Origin of the sequence: Natrialba chahannaoensis JCM 10990, assembly GCF_000337135.1 — an archaeon.
Taxonomy (GTDB): Archaea; Halobacteriota; Halobacteria; order Halobacteriales; family Natrialbaceae; genus Natrialba; species Natrialba chahannaoensis.
In genome coordinates this window covers 1-19,254 of the sequence record NZ_AOIN01000021.1, presented here as the reverse complement: position 1 = coordinate 19,254, position 19,254 = coordinate 1, and the positions used below count along the sequence as shown (strand labels likewise).

11 protein-coding genes, 1 pseudogene and 1 CRISPR repeat array are annotated in these 19,254 nt (G+C 56.7%); of the genes and pseudogenes, 3 read left to right on the top strand and 9 right to left on the bottom strand.

Annotated features, from left to right (window positions below; genetic code table 11):
• Positions 1–33: 33 nt before the first annotated feature.
• From C482_RS02505 to C482_RS02495, 3 genes and pseudogenes are all read left to right on the top strand, one after another.
• A complete protein-coding gene (locus C482_RS02505) occupies positions 34–681 on the top strand; it encodes a hypothetical protein (protein ID WP_006165809.1) in 648 nt (215 codons plus the stop codon).
• A gap of 639 nt (positions 682–1,320) precedes the next feature.
• Positions 1,321–3,029: pseudogene (locus tag C482_RS02500) on the top strand (BCCT family transporter).
• Positions 3,030–3,054: 25 nt separating this feature from the next.
• Positions 3,055–4,416, top strand: a complete 1,362-nt coding sequence (locus C482_RS02495) for a class-III pyridoxal-phosphate-dependent aminotransferase (protein WP_006165808.1) — start codon at positions 3,055–3,057, stop codon at positions 4,414–4,416.
• A 324-nt stretch (positions 4,417–4,740) separates the two neighbouring features.
• Here C482_RS02495 and C482_RS02490 read toward each other — a convergent pair whose 3' ends face one another.
• From C482_RS02490 to cas6, 9 genes are all read right to left on the bottom strand, one after another.
• On the bottom strand, positions 4,741–5,790 hold the full coding sequence (locus C482_RS02490; RefSeq protein ID WP_006165806.1) for an RNA-guided endonuclease TnpB family protein: 1,050 nt from the start codon (positions 5,788–5,790) through the stop codon (positions 4,741–4,743).
• 162 nt (positions 5,791–5,952) lie between these two features.
• Positions 5,953–8,828: a CRISPR direct-repeat array (repeat unit 30 nt; unit sequence GCTTCAACCCTACAAAGGTTCGTCTGAAAC).
• 109 nt (positions 8,829–8,937) lie between these two features.
• A complete protein-coding gene (gene cas2 / locus C482_RS02485) occupies positions 8,938–9,198 on the bottom strand; it encodes a CRISPR-associated endonuclease Cas2 (protein ID WP_006165803.1) in 261 nt (86 codons plus the stop codon).
• Position 9,199: 1 nt separating this feature from the next.
• Positions 9,200–10,192, bottom strand: a complete 993-nt coding sequence (gene cas1b / locus C482_RS02480; RefSeq protein WP_006165802.1) for a type I-B CRISPR-associated endonuclease Cas1b — start codon at positions 10,190–10,192, stop codon at positions 9,200–9,202.
• Between the two features lie 2 nt (positions 10,193–10,194).
• Positions 10,195–10,743, bottom strand: coding sequence for a CRISPR-associated protein Cas4 (locus tag C482_RS02475; protein ID WP_006165800.1), 549 nt, complete (start codon positions 10,741–10,743; stop codon positions 10,195–10,197).
• Positions 10,740–13,412: a CRISPR-associated endonuclease Cas3'' gene (locus C482_RS02470; RefSeq protein ID WP_049896409.1), complete on the bottom strand. Its 2,673-nt coding sequence runs from the start codon at positions 13,410–13,412 to the stop codon at positions 10,740–10,742. Before C482_RS02470 ends, C482_RS02475 begins: the two co-directional genes overlap by 4 nt.
• Position 13,413: 1 nt before the next feature.
• Positions 13,414–14,223: a type I-B CRISPR-associated protein Cas5b gene (gene cas5b, locus C482_RS02465; RefSeq protein WP_006165797.1), complete on the bottom strand. Its 810-nt coding sequence runs from the start codon at positions 14,221–14,223 to the stop codon at positions 13,414–13,416.
• Positions 14,224–14,227: 4 nt separating this feature from the next.
• A complete protein-coding gene (cas7b, locus tag C482_RS02460; protein ID WP_006165795.1) occupies positions 14,228–15,301 on the bottom strand; it encodes a type I-B CRISPR-associated protein Cas7/Csh2 in 1,074 nt (357 codons plus the stop codon).
• Position 15,302: 1 nt separating this feature from the next.
• Entirely contained in the window at positions 15,303–17,459 is a 2,157-nt protein-coding gene (cas8b, locus tag C482_RS02455; RefSeq protein WP_006165794.1) for a type I-B CRISPR-associated protein Cas8b/Csh1, read from the bottom strand.
• A gap of 411 nt (positions 17,460–17,870) precedes the next feature.
• Positions 17,871–18,638, bottom strand: a complete 768-nt coding sequence (cas6, locus tag C482_RS02450; RefSeq protein WP_086009503.1) for a CRISPR-associated endoribonuclease Cas6 — start codon at positions 18,636–18,638, stop codon at positions 17,871–17,873.
• Positions 18,639–19,254 lie beyond the last annotated feature (616 nt).

Below are 19,254 nucleotides of genomic sequence, written 5' to 3'. Positions count from 1 at the left end.
AGGATTAATCCGCGGGCTCTCCGTGTATCCCGTATGAGCCAGGACGACGTGCCGGAGTCCTTACAGACGGCGGCGGATTCGGATCGGCCCCGCGGTATCCTCACCCCCTCCGACCGCGATTTCCTTCTCGGTCGAAAAACGGACTACACCGACCACTCGAAAAAACAGAAGCGAAACCGGATTCGGCGGCGCGTTCGGAACGCGATTCTCGATTTCAGCATTCTCTTCGAGTACATGGAAGAACGGGACCGAGAAACAGTGTTCGATCCCGACAACGAGGACCGCGACGCCTACACGCAGGGCATTACGGACATGCTCGCGTTCCTCCATCTCGGAACGATGGGCTATCACACTCCGTTCAAAGACATGCTCTCCGAAGGTGTTGGCAAGGCCGAACAGCGCCTCGCCGGCTCGAACTACCGCATGGTCAACGTCGAGTTCAACGTCGACCCGGTCGGCCAGATCGACGTCGACGAGGTCATCGAAAAGCTCGACAACGAGGAGTTCGCCGAACTTACCGACGAGGAACTGCGCGCGTTCGTCCGCCTGCTGACCATGTCCGACGAGTTCTCCCCCGACGCCGCCCGCGAGCACATCAAGGACCGACTCGACGAGTACTCGAGTAACGTCGAGGAGAGCGCGCAGGCACGCGAGCGCAAACTCGAGGAATTGACGAACTGAACCGGACTGCTGTCGGTCGGTACTGCCGCGTTCGAAGGTGAGTGGTTGGTGTACTACAAGAGGGTACAGCAGACCACGGAGTCCATTTCTACCCGCGCTGATGCAGACCGACTAGCGACAGTGATCCACGAGAAGAGACGGGCCGACTAGCGACATCGATCCACAAGGAGGTGCGGGCCGACCAGCGATACAGACCCACGAGAAGGCGGTTCGTTACTGGCACCGATTCACTGTGAACGTGACGAGGAGGCAGCACACGTCCACGTAGCGCCAGCACCGTTTAGTGTGTCCGTGGCTAGACCGGAACGGCAGGGTACTCGAGTCGGTGCCAGTGTGGCTGTGAGCAGTGTAAGGTTGAAGCCGGTGCTGAGTGTATGGAAGGAAAACCGTGTTGGCGATTAGGAGTCGTCTACCGAGAGGAACGGTGAAGAAGTGGCCAGTCGGTCGATTCTCTCTGGGTATGGTACCCCGATAGCGGACGTTCTCTATAAACGAAATCTGTGTATGCTGATTACGAGAAGAGAACATTTATGCATGATACTAGCAATCACACTGGTATGCCACCATTCAGCATGGTGTATGGTGCCAGGGGTTGGTTACAAACAGCGGCAGCGTATCGCTCGAACGGAGGTGATACCGATGAGCGGAAGTAAGGGGAATGCCGTTGAGCGGTTCGTAAACGAGCTCGACACGGTCGTCTTCGCGTTCGGCGCACTGTTGACGGTAAGCGTGATCGTCGCGTTCTTCGTCAACCGAAGCGCTGTCGAGACGATGATCGACACCGCCCACGGCGAGATGCTCAGCTACATGAGTTGGGCATTGCTGGTTATCGTGTTCCTGATCGTCATCTTCCTCTTGTTCCTGATCGTGGGGCCGTGGGGGAAGATCAAACTCGGCGACGAGGATCCGGAGTATAGCTTCCTGTCGTTTTTCGCGATGTTGTACTCGGCCGGCTTCGCTGCAGGTGTCGTGTTCTGGGGACCAACGGAGGGACTGTTCTACTACGCCGATCCGAACCCGCTGTTCGGCGTCGAGGGGGCACGAGTGAGGCGATTCCGCTCGCTGTCCAGCAGACACTGTTCCACTGGGCGCTGCCACAGCTCGCGGTGTTTACCATCATGGGCATCGCAATCGGGTACTTCGCGCACAACTACGACAACGTCCCTCTCCGTGTCTCGTCGGCATTGACGCCCATCCTGGGGAAGGAGAATCTCGATGGACCTGCGGCGAAGGTCATCGACATCCTGGCTGTCTTCGCAACGATTGGCGGGGTCGCGACTTCGCTCGGCTTCATCGGCAGTCAGTTCGTCACGGGACTGGACTACCAGTGGGGGCTCAACTTTGGCGATATGGGTATCCTTCTCGTTGTGACGACGATGACGATCCTGTTTACGGTCTCGATGGTGCTCGGGATCGACAAGGGCATTCGCCGGCTATCGAACTTCAACATGGGCCTGTTCGTCCTGCTCATGGTCGCGACGTTCATCGTCGGTCCGACGATGTTCTTGCTGTTACTCGGCTCACAGGCCATCGGCGGAATGATCTCGGACTTCACCGCGATGAGCCTCTACACGGGCGCTGCCGAAGGCGGCACTGGCTGGGTCGAAGCCTGGACTGTCTTCTACTGGGCGTGGGCGCTCTCGTGGTCGCCGTTCGCCGGCCTGTTCATCGCCCGTATTTCCAAGGGCCGAACCGTGCGCGAGGTTGCCTTTACCGGCATCGTCGCGACCTCTGCAGCGACGATTCCGTGGTTCACGTTCATCGGCGGGACCGCGGTGTGGGCAGAGCACAACGGTATCGCAGACTTCAGCGAAGTGGTAGCGCCTGAAGGTGCCGGACCAGAGGTTTCTGGCTTCATCCTGTTCGAAGCGCTCACCTTCTCGGTCGACCTCGGGGTCGCCGAGTTCGCCGTTCCAATTGGCTCCGTGTTGATCCTCGGATTCATGGTCCTCGTGACGACGTTCTTCATCACGTCGGCTGACTCCTCGACGCTCGCCGTCTCGATGATGACGACGGGCGGCAAGGAGTCTCCATCGACCATCAACCGCATCTTCTGGGGCGTCGTCCTCGGGATGACCGCTGCAATCTTGATGATCCTCGGCGGCGAGGGCGGTGCCGGTGCACTCGAGCAGGCGGTCGTCATCACCGGCGCGCCGTTCGCGATCGTCTGTTTCCTCGCGATGCTCTCGTTGATCAAGAACTTCAGCGCTACCAGAGGACGGGTGTTGCTCCAGGACAAAACGGTACTGATCGGGTCGTCCGGAGATCCGTCCAGTGACGATCCGACACCGGCCGCGGAACGATACCCCGCTCACCCGGAGTGTCCCGCGGCCCATAACAAGTTTTAATTTATAACATACACACAATCTGTGTATGGACAGAAATAGTGCGGAACCGGCCGTGGACGCGTATCCCGGCCCGAACGCTCGCAAGTGGGTCGAATTCCACGGGACAAACGCAGCACCCAGCGAGTACTCCCACGAGTTCGTCTGGGACATCACTCGCGAAGCCGACGGTCCCTTTGTCACCGACGTCGACGGCAACGTCTTACTCGATTTTACCTGCCACATCGGCGCGGCACCGCTCGGCTACAACAACGAGAAGCTCACCGAGAAACTCCACGAGTTCGACCTCGTCGAACCGATGAAGATCGCTGGCCAGGACATGTACTTCGGTGCTGGCCCGACACCCGAGGAGTCAGATGTGCCCGGCTCGAGTCACCTCATGGACAAGCTGACCGACCTCTCGAGTCAGTACGACATGGACACAGTCTTCCTCTCGAACTCTGGAGCCGAGGCCATGGAGAACGCGATGAAGATTTCCCACGACTATCGCGCACCCGCGAAGTACGGCGTCGCGTTCGAGGGAAGCTTTCACGGACGGACGTTCGGAACGCTCTCGATTACGAAGTCGAAGGAGGTCTACACCCGTCACTATCCACAGGTCAGCGGGATCGAAACGGTCCCGTTCTGCGCCGACCGCGGCTGTGACGCCGACAGTTGCGACTGTGGCTTCTTCGCGGGCGAGACCTCACAACTTCGTCGCATGCTGGCACCCGAAGGCGGCCGGATCAACCCCGACGAAATCGCGTTTCTGACCCTCGAACCGATCCAGGGCGTCGGCGGCTACCGCTTCCCCAGTGAGGCGTTCATGCAGGAGGTTGCAGCCGTGACCGACGAGTACGATATCCCGCTCGTTGTCGACGAGATTCAGGCCGGTATCGGCCGCACTGGCGAAATCTGGGCGTCGGATCACTACCCGATCGAACCCGACGTCATCGCCAGCGCGAAGGCGCTTCGGGTGGGGGCGACCATCTCCCGCTCGGACATCTTCCCCAGTGAAAAAAACCGCGTCGGCTCCACCTTCGGCGGCGGCGACCTCCTCGGTTCGATGATGGGCACGTTCACCCTCGAAGCCATCGAGGAACACGGCCTCCTCGAGAACGCCACTCGTCGCGGCAAACAGGCCAAAGAACTGCTTCGCGACGACACGCCCGACTACGTCGACGACGTTCGGGGTAAGGGACTGATGCTCGCCGTCGAGTTCGACACCGCCGAGCGCCGGAACGCGGTCGTGAACGCAGCACTCGAGCGCGGCCTGCTCACCCTCGGCTGTGGGAAGAAAACGATCCGACTGCTCCCGCCGCTAGACTCGAGTACCCGCGAGATCGAACTCGGGATTGGACTGTTCTGTGAGGCGATCGACGCGGTCGGTCCGAATGCGAAAGCGGCGTAGCATTCGAGTGCGAGCAGCACTACGTGCGGGTGCCACGTGGTTACCGCTGCCATGGGTCCATCACGAGTATTCTGCTTCGGTTGACATCCTCCCGCGCCTAAAGACGCGGGAATCCACGAAGTGGATATTCAGGTTGCGCGTTTCCTCGGTTCTCAAGTACGCTTTCGCGTGGAACGTCGAAGGTCGCCACCGAGTTGTGACCAACGGTGTGCTTTCCAGCGCGTGTAGCCCTGTCAATGGGGCCTTCCTCCCCGCATACAGCGGGCGTCAAAGGCGACTGGTTATTCAACCAGCGAGGTAGCACGGTTCGCGTCAGCCGAACTGCTACGCCGTGCATGGTTCACCCTCCCGTTGTGCGATATTTTCCGAAGCGTTCAGGTCGGCGTGGCGTCCACGGCCACATTCTGTACACGAAAAGTGGTCGCCATCACGGGTTCCCATCGAACCACACGCCGAACACCGCTGACTGGTATGGTAGGCATCGACTTTCTCGACACGGATACCAGCGCGTTCGGCTTTGTACGTGATGAACTGTTGGAGTTGGTGAAAATGCCACGAGTGGACGCCCGACCATGAACTGTTCTCACGGATACCTTCGAGGTCTTCCATCCGAATGACGGGGTTCTCGAACTGTTCCGCGAACGTGATGAGGCGACGGGAGAGTTTGTGATTCAAGTCTTTGATTCGACGCTGTTCTTTGTCACCCACACGGTTACGTGCGCGAAGCGCACCCGCTTCCGAAAGCGAATCGCGTAGGGAACGATATTTGCGTCGAACGTACTTCGCCTCTCCACCAGACACCAGCATCGACTCGTCTTCGCCGTGGGCGGTCACAGCGATGATGTGCCGTTCACCAATATCGACACCGATGGGCGTCTCGCCCGACGTGTCGGCGTCGTACTCGATGTTGAACGTACAGTACCAGTCGTCTCCGCGACGGTAGACCTGTAGACGGGTCTTGTCGGCGTCACCTTCAACCAGTCGGTCTACGGGGTCGGCAATGTCGTCGTACACCTCTATCGGGGTGTACCACCATTGGGAGACACATGGGAATCCGACGACGACTGTGCCGTTCTCGGTCGTGTCGAGTTCCCAGTTCTGGTTGTTGACGGCGAACGGTTGACTCTCTCGGTAGCGAACCTCTCCGTCCTTGTTGTGGTCGGATTTCGCCTCTCGAATGGCTTGGTTCTGGATAGCCGAGTAGAGGTCGTTGTCGATGCTGGCGGTGGTCACGGATTTGTCGAAGTCGCCGTTTTCCCATCCGTCGATACAGAACTGTTTGGTGTCACGGTAGAGTCGGCTGGCGTGTTGCCACTCTTTCCGCCGTGAGAGGGATGGGTTGTGAAACTTCGCGGTGACAGTCACCGTGACCATTACAATTGTAATTAGGCACGATATCTTAAGTATCTGTTGGAATATCAGGCCGTGCTATCGTCGGTGGATTGTGTCACTAAGTGACGGCGCGTATCCACGGCCTGAAGACCGTGGCATTGCGCCTGTTCAACCTGTAATGCCGCTCAAGTCGACTGTTGTCAAGCTTCAACCCTACAAAGGTTCGTCTGAAACAAGTCGAGACAGACTTTCCACGTCTTGCCGCCGTCTTCGCTTCAACCCTACAAAGGTTCNCTACAAAGGTTCGTCTGAAACAAGTCGAGACAGACTTTCCACGTCTTGCCGCCGTCTTCGCTTCAACCCTACAAAGGTTCGTCTGAAACCCGCTGACAAGCGCGAAGTCCGGTTGTTGGAGTCCGCTTCAACCCTACAAAGGTTCGTCTGAAACCGTCGTTGCCGTCGTTGATGAGATGGCGGTCCAGGCGCTTCAACCCTACAAAGGTTCGTCTGAAACGTGTTCCGCAGCAGCAATCGCAGCCTCAGTCATCCGCTTCAACCCTACAAAGGTTCGTCTGAAACTGGCGGCCGTCGCTCGTCGACGTGGAGTGATTGTATGCTTCAACCCTACAAAGGTTCGTCTGAAACCCGACGACGGTGGCTTTGTCGACGAGCAGTTCGCTTCAACCCTACAAAGGTTCGTCTGAAACGAGTACAAGGACTCCGAGGTCCAGATCGCGATTCTCGCTTCAACCCTACAAAGGTTCGTCTGAAACCGCCTGGTGGCGCTTCTCCGCGACTAAGTGCGCGCTTCAACCCTACAAAGGTTCGTCTGAAACACCACGAAAACATCAAGTGGGACTTCGTCTACGAGGCTTCAACCCTACAAAGGTTCGTCTGAAACGCGACGTCGTGCTCGTTCATCTCCCGGAAGTTCGAGCTTCAACCCTACAAAGGTTCGTCTGAAACTCTGGTAGCTCCTCGATGCCGGTGAGGCGAACGTCGCTTCAACCCTACAAAGGTTCGTCTGAAACGGTCGACGCCCTCCCCTTGCAGGCTCTTCGGCCGGTCGCTTCAACCCTACAAAGGTTCGTCTGAAACACGTCGCCTCCTACTCTAGCTGCAGGTGTGGGAGGCTTCAACCCTACAAAGGTTCGTCTGAAACCCGGCCGATCATCCGGATCAGGTGCCGTTTACCGCTTCAACCCTACAAAGGTTCGTCTGAAACTGCCGTCGCCGTGGTCGGCGAGTCGGTTCCATGCCTGCTTCAACCCTACAAAGGTTCGTCTGAAACGAGAGTGTATTCCGACACATGAAATCACTCCCCTCGCTTCAACCCTACAAAGGTTCGTCTGAAACCGACGAGTTCGGCGTCGCCGGCCTCGACGTAGTCTTGCTTCAACCCTACAAAGGTTCGTCTGAAACGGAGGTCGTCGGCGTCGAGGTCCTGCTCGTGGCGGCGCTTCAACCCTACAAAGGTTCGTCTGAAACCTTCCGCAGAGTCCACCGTGCGACCCGAGAGGAGCCGCTTCAACCCTACAAAGGTTCGTCTGAAACGAGCGCACGGCACCCGTCGACCACAACTACACCGGCTTCAACCCTACAAAGGTTCGTCTGAAACTGATCAGGGTCATTGGGGACATAATCTTTTTAAGGCTTCAACCCTACAAAGGTTCGTCTGAAACCGGCTTCGACGAGCGGTCGGAGATCGTCGACTGGGGGCTTCAACCCTACAAAGGTTCGTCTGAAACCATTATCTCGATGTGTAATGCGATAGGGGCTTTACGCTTCAACCCTACAAAGGTTCGTCTGAAACTCGCGGTGTGCAGCGGCCGTCGGCCAGCTCGTGTAGCTTCAACCCTACAAAGGTTCGTCTGAAACCATCTCTATAGTCGTGTGTATGGACGTGCCCGATGAGCTTCAACCCTACAAAGGTTCGTCTGAAACCTTTTGCCTCGTGGTAGTGACCTCGTAGGCTGACATCGCTTCAACCCTACAAAGGTTCGTCTGAAACCTGGTTCTAATTCCGGTGAGTCAACCCCTGTGCTACTGCTTCAACCCTACAAAGGTTCGTCTGAAACCGGTCTCTCGCCGATGACGGGCGACGACCATGCGCTTCAACCCTACAAAGGTTCGTCTGAAACGAGTGTCGCTACTGCCGCGCCGCTGTGGCGAAGGCTTCAACCCTACAAAGGTTCGTCTGAAACTGTTTCGGCGGTTTGTTCCGTCCTCTGACATGGCTTCAACCCTACAAAGGTTCGTCTGAAACTCGCACCCGATGCACCATTACCCCAAATGACTGGAGCTTCAACCCTACAAAGGTTCGTCTGAAACTCGACGACATACTCGAAACGTGCGGTAAATTCCTGCTTCAACCCTACAAAGGTTCGTNGAGCTTCAACCCTACAAAGGTTCGTCTGAAACTCGACGACATACTCGAAACGTGCGGTAAATTCCTGCTTCAACCCTACAAAGGTTCGTCTGAAACCAGTCGAGTGTCCGGGCTGTGGCGAATCGTTTCGGGCTTCAACCCTACAAAGGTTCGTCTGAAACGAGACAGCAGCCCGCTACCGCGTCCCTTGGGGCGAGGCTTCAACCCTACAAAGGTTCGTCTGAAACAGTCCGGGTCCATCAGGACGGTATCCGCGAGGAGTTCGCTTCAACCCTACAAAGGTTCGTCTGAAACCCTACTTTCGCGGGCCCCCTGGACCACCACGGTAGCTTCAACCCTACAAAGGTTCGTCTGAAACGGGTAGCGACCTTACCGCTGATCGATATGACGACTGAGCTTCAACCCTACAAAGGTTCGTCTGAAACTCGGTTTCGACCTCGTCGGCGTGTTCTCTCGCGAAGCTTCAACCCTACAAAGGTTCGTCTGAAACCAGTGCAACAGCGAGGCCGCAGAGATGGCGGGCGTCTGGGCTTCAACCCTACAAAGGTTCGTCTGAAACGCTCATTGATACCCCCTAGAGTTATAGTCTGGTCTAGCTTCAACCCTACAAAGGTTCGTCTGAAACCTGTTGAATGCGCTCAACGCCCGCCTCTATCGTACTGCTTCAACCCTACAAAGGTTCGTCTGAAACCATGCCGGAAATCCGGACGTAAAGCCTCGTATGTACCACTCCTACAAATCTATTTTCGTCGACCTTCAATAGTCGTCATTCCCGTGGGGGTTGACGGAACACTCCAGAATTAGAGAAAGCGCTGATCCTCTGTTGGATCTTCGCCGTACACCGTTCGATCGAGAAGTGCGTCTGACGAGAGCTCGTAGATAATCGTAGACTCGCCGGGCTCGAGTAACTCTTCGACTTCACCACGGAGCTGTTCGAGATCGCCCTTCGAGATCTCACCTTCAAGAACAGAGTTTTGAACGTGAGTGAGATACCGACGACCGATCTTGAGAGCTTTGTGTGTGCGATCAGCCTGAAGGTCGTAAACCATGACAACGTACATGTTACCACCACCGTTTGAACGGCTCGTACTTCTCACCGGTCAGGAGATGTTTCTTGAGTTTGTACGCCTCGAGTCGCATCAGATACTGGTAGCTGACTTTTCGTTTCAAATTTGGATGGTCAACTGTTCGCTCGAGCGTCTTCTCAAACTCCTTCGAATACGTCTGTCTACCCTGTTCGTTCAGGAGACACGATTCGAGTTCGGTTTCGAAGTCATCGGCTGTGATCTGGTTGCGGTTACAGAGTCGAAAGAGAACGCGATCCGCAATGACGGGTTTGAACAGATCCGCGATATCCAGCGAAAGCGAGTACCGCCGCTCACCGGGTTCGTGGAGATAACTGATCGTCGGATCAAGCGCGGTTGCCCGAATCGCCGAGGTGCAATTCGCATAGACGAGCGAGTTGCCGAATGAAATAAGGCTGTTTACTTCGTTCGGTGGTGGGTTGTACTCTCGGCGCGAGAGCTGAAATGACGGTGGCAGGATTTCGTTGAACGACTGGTAGTATGCTTTTCGGGCCGTGGCTTCGACACCCATCAGTTCGTCGACCGCGAGATTCTTCTCGACGCGTTCGGCAGCCGCCTCGAGGTCGTCGATAATCTGGTCGAGTTCGCAGCCACGGCCGTTGTAGTAGACGACATTGGTTCGCATGTTGTGGATGCTTCCAGAAACGATCGCTGCCGCTAACCGGCGTCGGTGAGAAGTATCGTCGTACGCACGGACCTGCGAGACAACAGTTCGGCCGGATGTTTGGCCACGCTTTGGCATGATAGAGCCAGCATAGTAATCCTCCCAGCCAAAGACGTGCATTGCGACACCTTGGTCGTTCAAGAAAGACATCAGCCGAGTATTGAAATCGATCTGGCCGTGGAGGTACAGCGCCTCCGCGTTCTCGATTGGGACATATTTCTTTTCACCGTCTTCAGTGACAACTCTGACCGTGTCGTCGTTTCGTTCGATTCGTCCGTCTGAAAATACGTGGTAATTCTTGTCCATGGTTAGCACCAGCAAAAGTCATGGTACGCACAGGAGTCACAGAACGGCTTCTCCTCTGCCGGCGGTGGCGTCTCTTTGCTTACGATTTCGTGAATGCCATCAATTGCAGTTTCCACGGCATCTTTGCGTTCGTCTGTGAGTTCGACGTGTTCACGGTTTCGTTCTCGAGGATGTGCGAGGACGCCGCCCTTCTCGATACCCGCAACGCGATCGAGGTACCAGAGATAGTACGATAGTTGCATTTCGGCTGGCTCAGTCAGCGTCGACGAGGGTTTGACCTCGATGACGCGCCCGTCTTCGAGGAGATCGAGCGAGATCATCCCGAGGTGGAGATTCTGCCGGTTCTCCTCGTAGGCAGTGTCGTCGACGCGGGTGCCACGGACGACCGTCGGGTTTTCGCGGTCAATTTCGAGGTTTCGCGACTCGAACCAGAGTTCTCGCTTACAGACGTGATAGTACTGCATCATGACGCCGGTAACGCGAAACGGTTCGTCGACGGGGTTTCCGCGAGCGGTCTCAAGCAAGCGGGTAACGGGATCGGTGTCACTCATAGGAATCGACGCTCGACGGTGTTGTCAGGGACGACGAATCCGGTTACCGGATCGAAGAAGTTCCGAACCTGCGAGTTGGATGTGTCGAGCAGGCGGATGTCGGTCTCGCGATGGACAGTCGGAAGATTCGCTAGTTTTCGCTCCTCTTCCGATCCGGACTGATAGATTGGAACCGAAATCTGTCTCGTCCGCAACTCGTCCATAAGAGAGTTGACGGTCTCGAAATCATATCGGTCTATCGCGGCTTCAACCTCTTCTATCAGTTCTCGGTCCTCGTCCGTCCGGGAGATGACGACATCAATGGCATGCCGTTGCTCAATCAGCGAGAGGGCCTCGAGTTCGTCGCCTCGAGCATCGTCGACATACGTAGGGTACGCATCTTTCCCGACGTTTTTCTCCTGATGTAGTCGGTTGTAGTACCGCTTGACGGCGGTTCGAGCGACGGCGGTTTCGGGGAGTGGAGAGTCGTCCGCTCGTACTTCGGCAAGCGTTTCGGCCGCGACAGGGAGCAACGACGGACCGCGATTGTAGACTGCTTCTGCCGGCGTCTTCTGCTGCTCTTCAGGAACGTCAAGCCACCAGACGGTCACGATTCCGCGGTCACGTTCGAACGAGCGGTTGCACCGACCAGCGGCCTGGACGATGCTGTCGATCGGTGCGAGATCTCGATACACGCGATCGAAGCTAATATCGACGCCTGCCTCCACGAGTTGCGTCGAAATGGTGACGAGGGGGTGTCCGTGTTCGGTAAGAATCTTCGCCGTTTCGATAAGTGTGAGTCGATCGATAGGACGAAGTCGTGTTGAGAGATGCAGTATCGAGTTCTCTCCGCTGTCCATAATCCGGTTTGCGAGTACTTCCGGATCGACATCGTCGACGCTACCACACCGTTCGAGTTCGGCAGCGTACGCCTCACCGACGTCTGCGAGTTCCGAACGCCCTCCTGTGACGCGTTCTGTGAGTGTCTGTGCACTGTCTATCGTGTTGCAGATAGCGAGTGCAGACTCGCCATCGGTTATCGCCTCGAGCAGTTCTGCGGCAGCATCCTCGTACGATTTTGGGCCAGTCTGCTTGTCGATGTACCGTTCGGTCGACGAATCGAGTTCGTACGTTACTCGCTCAGTCGTTTCGAAGTATACGTCCGGGTCGTCGACGAGTTCGGTCGCATCCTCGACGAACGGAGTTGTTTCGTCGAAGAGTTGCGGTTGCGTTGCCGTCATGGCAATGACCGTCGCATCGTAGCGTTCGGTCAACAGTGCAACCAGTCGGGGAACAAGTTTCCACCAGTTCAGTGGGAGACTCTGTGGTTCATCGAGAATGACAACGCTGTCGCGAAGGGCCGGAAGCTTCATCGATTGCGTGTTCGCCGGACCGGCGAGACTCTCGAACAACTGGACGAACGTCGTCACCGTAAGTCCAGCCCGCCAACTTTCTGCTAACATCCCGGAAACATCGTCATTTTGATCGGCGTCGTCAGCTTCCTGGTCCGAATCCTCACCGGGGTGTTCTTCGTCCCGTATCGTCGTTTCCGAGAGGTGATGGTGTGCCGTGAGCAACCGACCAGCGGTATCGGCGTCGTAGATCTCCTCGATCTCGTCGACGACTTGATCGATGATGCTCGTAAACGGGAGCGCGTAGACGATTCTGTCGCCACCGGTTCGATCACGGATCTCCATCGCTGCTGAGAGCCCGGACAGGGTCTTTCCCATTCCAGTCGGCAGCGTTAGCGTCGCGACACCACCACCGTTGTCCGCAAACGAGGCGGCGTTCTCAAGCACTCGCCGCCGCGCTCGAGAGCGATAGTGGTTCAACTGCTCCGATCGCGTTCCGTTCGGGTCGGCGGTGACACCGGCTTCGATCTCTGCGACGTGTTCGTCCAGTTGCGAAAGCGAGGGCGAGTCTGCGGCGTAGGTCGCTTCGGAAACGTCGTCACTGCTTCCCGCCTGTGCCGCACTCGTCTTGTCTGCGAGGACGAGCGACCCCCAACACTCGAGAACGAGTGCGTAACACGACTCCGAAAGCGACTCGTAATCGAACGTTCCCGTCTCAGTTGTTGTGACGGTCGATTCGATGTCCTCGAGTAGGTTCCCGGCATACCGTTCACAGAACTCGCTCCACGAGCCGTGTCCGTCGGTCGCGGCTTCGAACACCTCGGAGGCAAGATCCGGAGCGTGATCGAGTATGTCCTTGATCTGCAGCCGAATCGCAGTCTGGGACTGTTCTGTCTGTGTTTGTTCGGAAACGTTCTCGCGTCGGTGGGAACGATCGAAGACGTACGACGCAACGTCCGGGACACTGCCGTGGTGTTTCGCGACGGCGACAAACCCCGCGAGACACGTCTCTGCGTCGTACCCTTTCGCCTCGAGCGCGTAGAACGCGGCAAACGAACCGAGTGGGGCGTGGTACCGGTACATCTTGCGGTCCGGCTCGATAGACTCGATCAGGTAGTCCTGAAAGAACGTCGTCGCTTTCCCGAAATCGTGAACGTACGCGAGCGTTTCGACGACATCCTGCAGCGATTCACCGTCGGGCGTCTGTGCGTCGTCTGGGACGACGAAGCCAGTTCGCTTTGCAACGTCCTCGAGGTGGTCGATAAGCAAGACGCCGCCATTGGCTCCATTCGCCGGATCCTGATCTCCGTCCGGTGGATGAGAATAGCGCGTTGACATCTCAGACGAAAACGACGGTTCTGTCGTCGACCGTCGCAGGATCGACATTTCGGACGTCGAGCGGTTCGGCGTCCGGGTTGTACGTGTACGCGGTGAAGTCAGTCGTCGTCCGTCCACCCGAGTCCGTCGCCATGAACGCGGGCGACTCTTCAACCTCACAGCGGGTTCCCTCCTCGAGGACGACGTCTTCGACGGCATCGGGTACGGCGGAGTCGACGGCGACCGCTTGCTCTCCATCGACTGACTCGGACTCGACATCGAACTCGCCGTGGTACTCGATCTCGGCGAGGTACTCCGACAACCCTAAGCTCGGGACGTAGTGGGACTTCCCGTCCTGAAGTATCGACCGAAGCTCGCGGTATCGCTCGTCGTCTGCCAGCGCCACGTCGATACGGTACGCGGGGTCGACAAGCACCTCGTAGTTGTGTTGCTGGCGTAGCGTCGTCGGATCCGGGAGCTTGACGCTGATTTTCCCTCGCCCGTTTAGCGACTGGAGGTTTCCGTCGGCCGTCGAGAGCGTGTTCATCGGCATGTTGATCGTCCGGATTTCGTTTTCCGGCTCGATTGCGATCGCCGACTGACCGGGTCCGAATAGGTCGTAGTAGCCGTCCCGTTCGATACCGAGCATCGCGGCGATCAGTCCGGCGACCGTTGTCCGCGGGATGATTCGATAGGTCTGTTTGACGATATTACCCTCGATACGTCGGAAGTGTCCCCACGGCCCTCGAACGGTAAAGGACAGACAGCGCTCCGGCTGGTCGCTACTGCCATCCTCCCCGGTCGTCCACGTTTCGAGTGATTGCTGTCCCATCGTCTCAACTGTCGTCCGGGATCGTTGAAGTGTGTTCGTCGTAGACGTCGACAACCTCGACGGCGTCTGCCCCCAGTGCGTCCTCGAGTGCATCGTACAACACGTCGGGTCCGCCATCGTCGCCCTCATGACTGAACGTGAGCACGTCACTTGCGACGACCCGAACTCGTTCGATCTGATCGCTCGCGTTCTCGAGTCGAGAGACGAACGTCTCAATATCGACGGCAAGATCACGGACGTTGCGAAGTTCCTCGTCGGGTTCCGAACGTTCGTCGTCCAGCGCAAGGTCCTTGTCCAGACCGCCAAGGTGGAAACTCTCGTCGGCGTATTCGACGCGACAATAGAGACGCGGCTCTTGCCCGACCTTGCTCCGACTGATCGTCTGATTCTTGATCGCGCGCCAGCAAAGCGTGTCGAGTCGCTCGACATCGTCGCTCGTGAGCTTCGTGTCCTCTGCCCCGTGTTCGTCGACGAGTCCGTGGAATCGGATGAGTCCGTACTGGATTCGGTGATCGTCCAGGTCGAATCCGCCCTGCTGTTTGTCCTCCTGCGTTGCGATCACGCTCGTCAAACTGTCGTACTCCTCATTTTCATTGACCGCGTGCATCGTCTTGCCGGGCGAGAACTGGACGGGACCGGTGAAGTGGTCTGGAAGATGCTCTGCGTATTCGTCGTCCGTGTCGACAGACATCGTTGCGCCAAAGTACCGAACGTCAACGCTTTCGCCGAGGAACTCGCCAAAGATGTCGTCGCGGAATCGCTCTGTTTCCTCGTCGTCCTCAAGGTCGTAGTCGTTGGGATCGACTTCCTTCAATCGGTCCTCAAGCAACTGTCCGCGCGTGTACTGGTTTCCTTCCTCCTGCACATTTCGAATATAGACGCCGTGGCCGTCGTCCTCGAGTTGGTCGCGGAGGTATCGCTTCAGTCGGACATCGGTGACGATCGCCTGCTGGGTCTGTGGATCGATTCGGGGACGGTTTGCACCGCTGAGCGGGTTCCCGTTCGGATTCGCGTCGACGGCGTCGTACAGGAAAACGATTTCTGAGCGATTCTCGACGGTGTCGGTAGTGTCTGCCATGTTAGTGTTCCTCCTCGAGTGTCGTTGCTTCGTCGTCCTGTGCACCATTGTCCCACGGATGGTCGTTCATGCCGTAGGTTACACCGAGGGCGTAGTAAAAACGCAGATCGTCGGTGTCGATCTGCCAGTTGTCCGGTTCGGGATCGAGGATCGTCTCCCGTAGTCGGTCGACGATGTGGTCGGCTTTCGTGCCAGGATAGCCGTTTTGCTGTTTCTTTTCCTGACGTGTGTAGGTCAACGTCTTCGCAATCGTCTCCTGTGCGACCTTCTTGATTCGCGACTGGGTGATCGATTTCACCGGATACTGATCGACCAGCGTCGTCGATCGATCCTCGCTGTATTCCTGATAGCTGCCGATATCGCCGACGAGAGCGCCGAGCAAGAACGCACCGCGGCGCTGGTTGGCGACTGTCCCTTCGCTATCCCCTGTAGACGACAGCGCAGGTGTGTTTTCGATGAACGATTCGAGCTTCGCGTCGGCGGGGTTCCCCCCATCCGTGATTGCTATCTCTTCGTAATCTGGCATTGTGTGTTCCTCGTAGGTCGGTTCTCGCGTGATCGGTTCCTTCGCGCTATCGTTCGTCGTCACCAACTCGAGCTTGCCGTCGGCCAGCGAACACAACTGTGCGAACTGGCTGGCGACGAGGAACGACGGAAATCCCTCGTGTTCGCTGTCGTCGGTTTGTTCGTCGATGATTCGCTGGACGTACTCCTCGAGTAGCGTCTCGACAGCGATGGTGTCGCCGCTCAGAACGCTGACGAGCGCTTCGATCCGCGGATCGTCGGCGTCCGCGTCGGCGTCGTCTCGCTCGGCGAACGTCTGATAGAAGTACCAGCCCGTGGAGACGGAGTTGAGCCGATTATTGTCCGATGCAAGTAGCCCCCAACTATCGGTGGTCGGCATGGGTGGCGTCCAATCGTCGACGCTGTTGAACGCGCTCGCGACATCGACGAGACGGTTGTGCGTGAAGGCGAGTTCCCGCGGATACTGTAGCCGTCCGTTCAGCGTCTCGCCGAAAACGTCGTATCGAGACATCTGATGGGGCATCACCGCCGAGACGTAGAACCGAAGATCCGTTTCGTCGATGTCGGCCTCTCGTTGTCGTTCGTAGGCGTCCTCAATCGGTGTGTCTTTCCCTTCGTCGGTTGCTGCTTGGTAGAGGAGTTTGTACAGCTCATAGGCCTTTTCTGGTGTCGGACGCCCGAAGAAGTACGGCAGGTAGTACACCTTCGTTCCGAACGTCCGATAGGTGCAGGCTTCGACGAACGTTTCGGCGTTCATCACAGTGACGGCAGCATCCTCGGAAATGGGGTGGGAACGCCACGCTTCCTCGATGTCGAGTCCGGGGAATTTCTCGAGTTGTTTGCCCAAGAAGTAATTCTGGGGATCCTCCGAGGTCCCAACTGTTCGTGCCGATCGACCGGTCACGATATCGGTTGCATCCCCTGAGGAGTCATCCGCTTTGTTCTTGGTGACGAGCTTCGAGAGTTTACGCTGGCGCATTGCTTCACGGAATGCGTCGATTTGGCCCGGCCAACGATAGTCGCCGTTCGGTTCGGTTTTAATCTGCACCGTGAGCAAGGCGGTCGTCGATTCGCCGCCCAACCCCGTCACTACAGCGTCCTCGATAGCCTCGAGGGTTGCCTCATTCTCGCCCAATGTTGCCAAGTCATCGATTATCCAGCCCTCGGGGTGTTCCTCCGAGACATCTGTTACGACATCATCGGTAGCCCATTTCGTCAGTCGCTCTTTTGCGTACCGAGCGAGCTTTTCGGGATCGCTGTTCCGGCCAGCTTGGTGGGTGACACTGTGGTCGATCCCTCGAGCGGCCGGGTACTTACAGTGGCCCACATTTTGGACCAAGTTTTCCGTATACCGAGTCGCCCAAACGGGACCAGTCGCGTCGTTGGCCAGCGTTGGTTCGTCCCCAGAGACATCAACTCGAACGACGATGAGGCTGTCATCTGTGTCGATGATGTCGCTGGCGGCATCCGGCGTCAAGTAGGGTGCGTACTCGCCGCCGCCCGTTGTGGCAAGTGTGTAGAGCTTGCCGTAGAGGTACTGGATATCCCGAAGAGAACCGACCGGCGAGTTTGGGAGTTCGTCGGCTAGCTCGTCTTCGGTATATTTATCCTTAAAGTCTTTAAGTGAAAGCACTAATCAGCCCCCTCGTTTTCGAATATATTCTCCCATAGTTATTTGATCCCATTAATCATATGTTTTGTTTGAAAGGTGGCGTGCTACATTAGTGTCGGGTGGTTAAAATATCTTTTGGCTCATAGGTAAGCGAACCTGTTCCAAAAGCACTCATAGGTAAGCGAATGAAAAAGACACAAGGTATAAATATGTTGGCCCAAAAGAGTGATACAAGAGGTGATGTGTTATCAGAAGATGATCTCAGGCCAGCGTTGATCTGACAAGGAACCGGCGCTGGCCACGGCTCGTCTGCTGCAGCCTTCAGCAAACGTAAGTAACTGGGGCTGCAACTTAAGACTGAGGGTAGACAAATTTCAGACGAACTCCAGTCAGGTTGAAGCGCTTATGCTATTAGTCTTCCCTCATTTCTGATCAGCCAGAGTTGATTTGCCGATTCATGAATCCGAGTCCGAGCGAGTTCCGTTCTCCAAGCCCGCAATCTAATGCAAGGTTTAGGTGTCGTCGATGGTCATTGTCTCGGACAGTATAATTGAACTTCCACTTGCTCAAGACATAGGTCATCTCCTGACCCTCAGTCACCGTTACGGGTACCGCGAAGGTCTTGATGAGTTCGTAGCCGTCGAACAGATCACCGTCTACATCGCTCGGGCCGGGTAAATCGTCGTGTGCGAACAACTCGTGTTTCTGATCGAGGTTCGACTCGAGTTGCGTCAACAGCGGTTCCGTGGTATGTTCAGGTCGCCAGAAGACCGGCGTATCCCCGCCTGGGTGGTCGATACCGTACTCCTCGCACTGCCATGGCGGAATTCGAACGAGCAACCCGGTTCCCGTCTCGAGCGTGCCTCGCGTCCCCGGTTCACCGACATCCGGCTCGAGTGATTGAATATCGTCGACCAAAAAAGGCATCTGGCCAATGTTTAGTTCACGGTCGTCAAGTAAATCCTCTGCAACGTGTGCGAGGAGTCCCTCATCGTGTGAGGCGACCAGAAGCGTTCGATCGTCACCTTCCTGCATATCACCTGGTGGGAACGGGTTCGACATGACAAATCCCGGTGGCTCACCGGAGTCATGTAGTGTATCGTACTCGGTGTTTTCAAGTGCGTTCCAGATTCGTCCCCGTAGCTTGTGGTGATACGTATTGTCGTAGGCCGTGTCTGCTCGTGCGGACAGACGGATCAGTATTCGAACTATGATACATCACCATTGTTGATACCCGCCATCTCGAATAATCGATTATATTGACAGCACATAATGTTATTGGTGGATCATTATCACAGATGCTCGTTTGAATGAGGTGCTGTTGCTGTGCAGCGAGTTGAGGACGGAGAAGGCGGTTCTCAAGCGTTTGAATTGTGAGTTCCTGGCGGAGATGCGTACTGTCCTCAGTGCGGATCGCGGAATCTATCGATTCCGGCGATTCGCTAATCCCCAACGCCACACTTGGTTCACTATTGAGAGACCGTTCATGAGGCTGCTACGAAATCGGTCTGATGGCGGGTCGCTATCCAACTACGGGCGAGAAGAGTCACGACCATTCGACGGCGTAAGAAGCCACCAATCGGTCAATATCCTAACGTTCTTTACGATTGCTTGAGTAACCAACAGACGCGCACGAAAGTGCGCAAGAGAGCCGGAGTCCATGCCGCCAAGCTCGGAACTCCGGCTCACATGCAGCCCCCGCGTAGCGGGAGCACTCCACCATTGATGGCGACGAAATAAAGACCTGCCGACCTATCGCCAACGTAGTCTCACAAGCGGTTGGATCATCTTGGGGTGCGCTTCGCTGCGTGTCGGG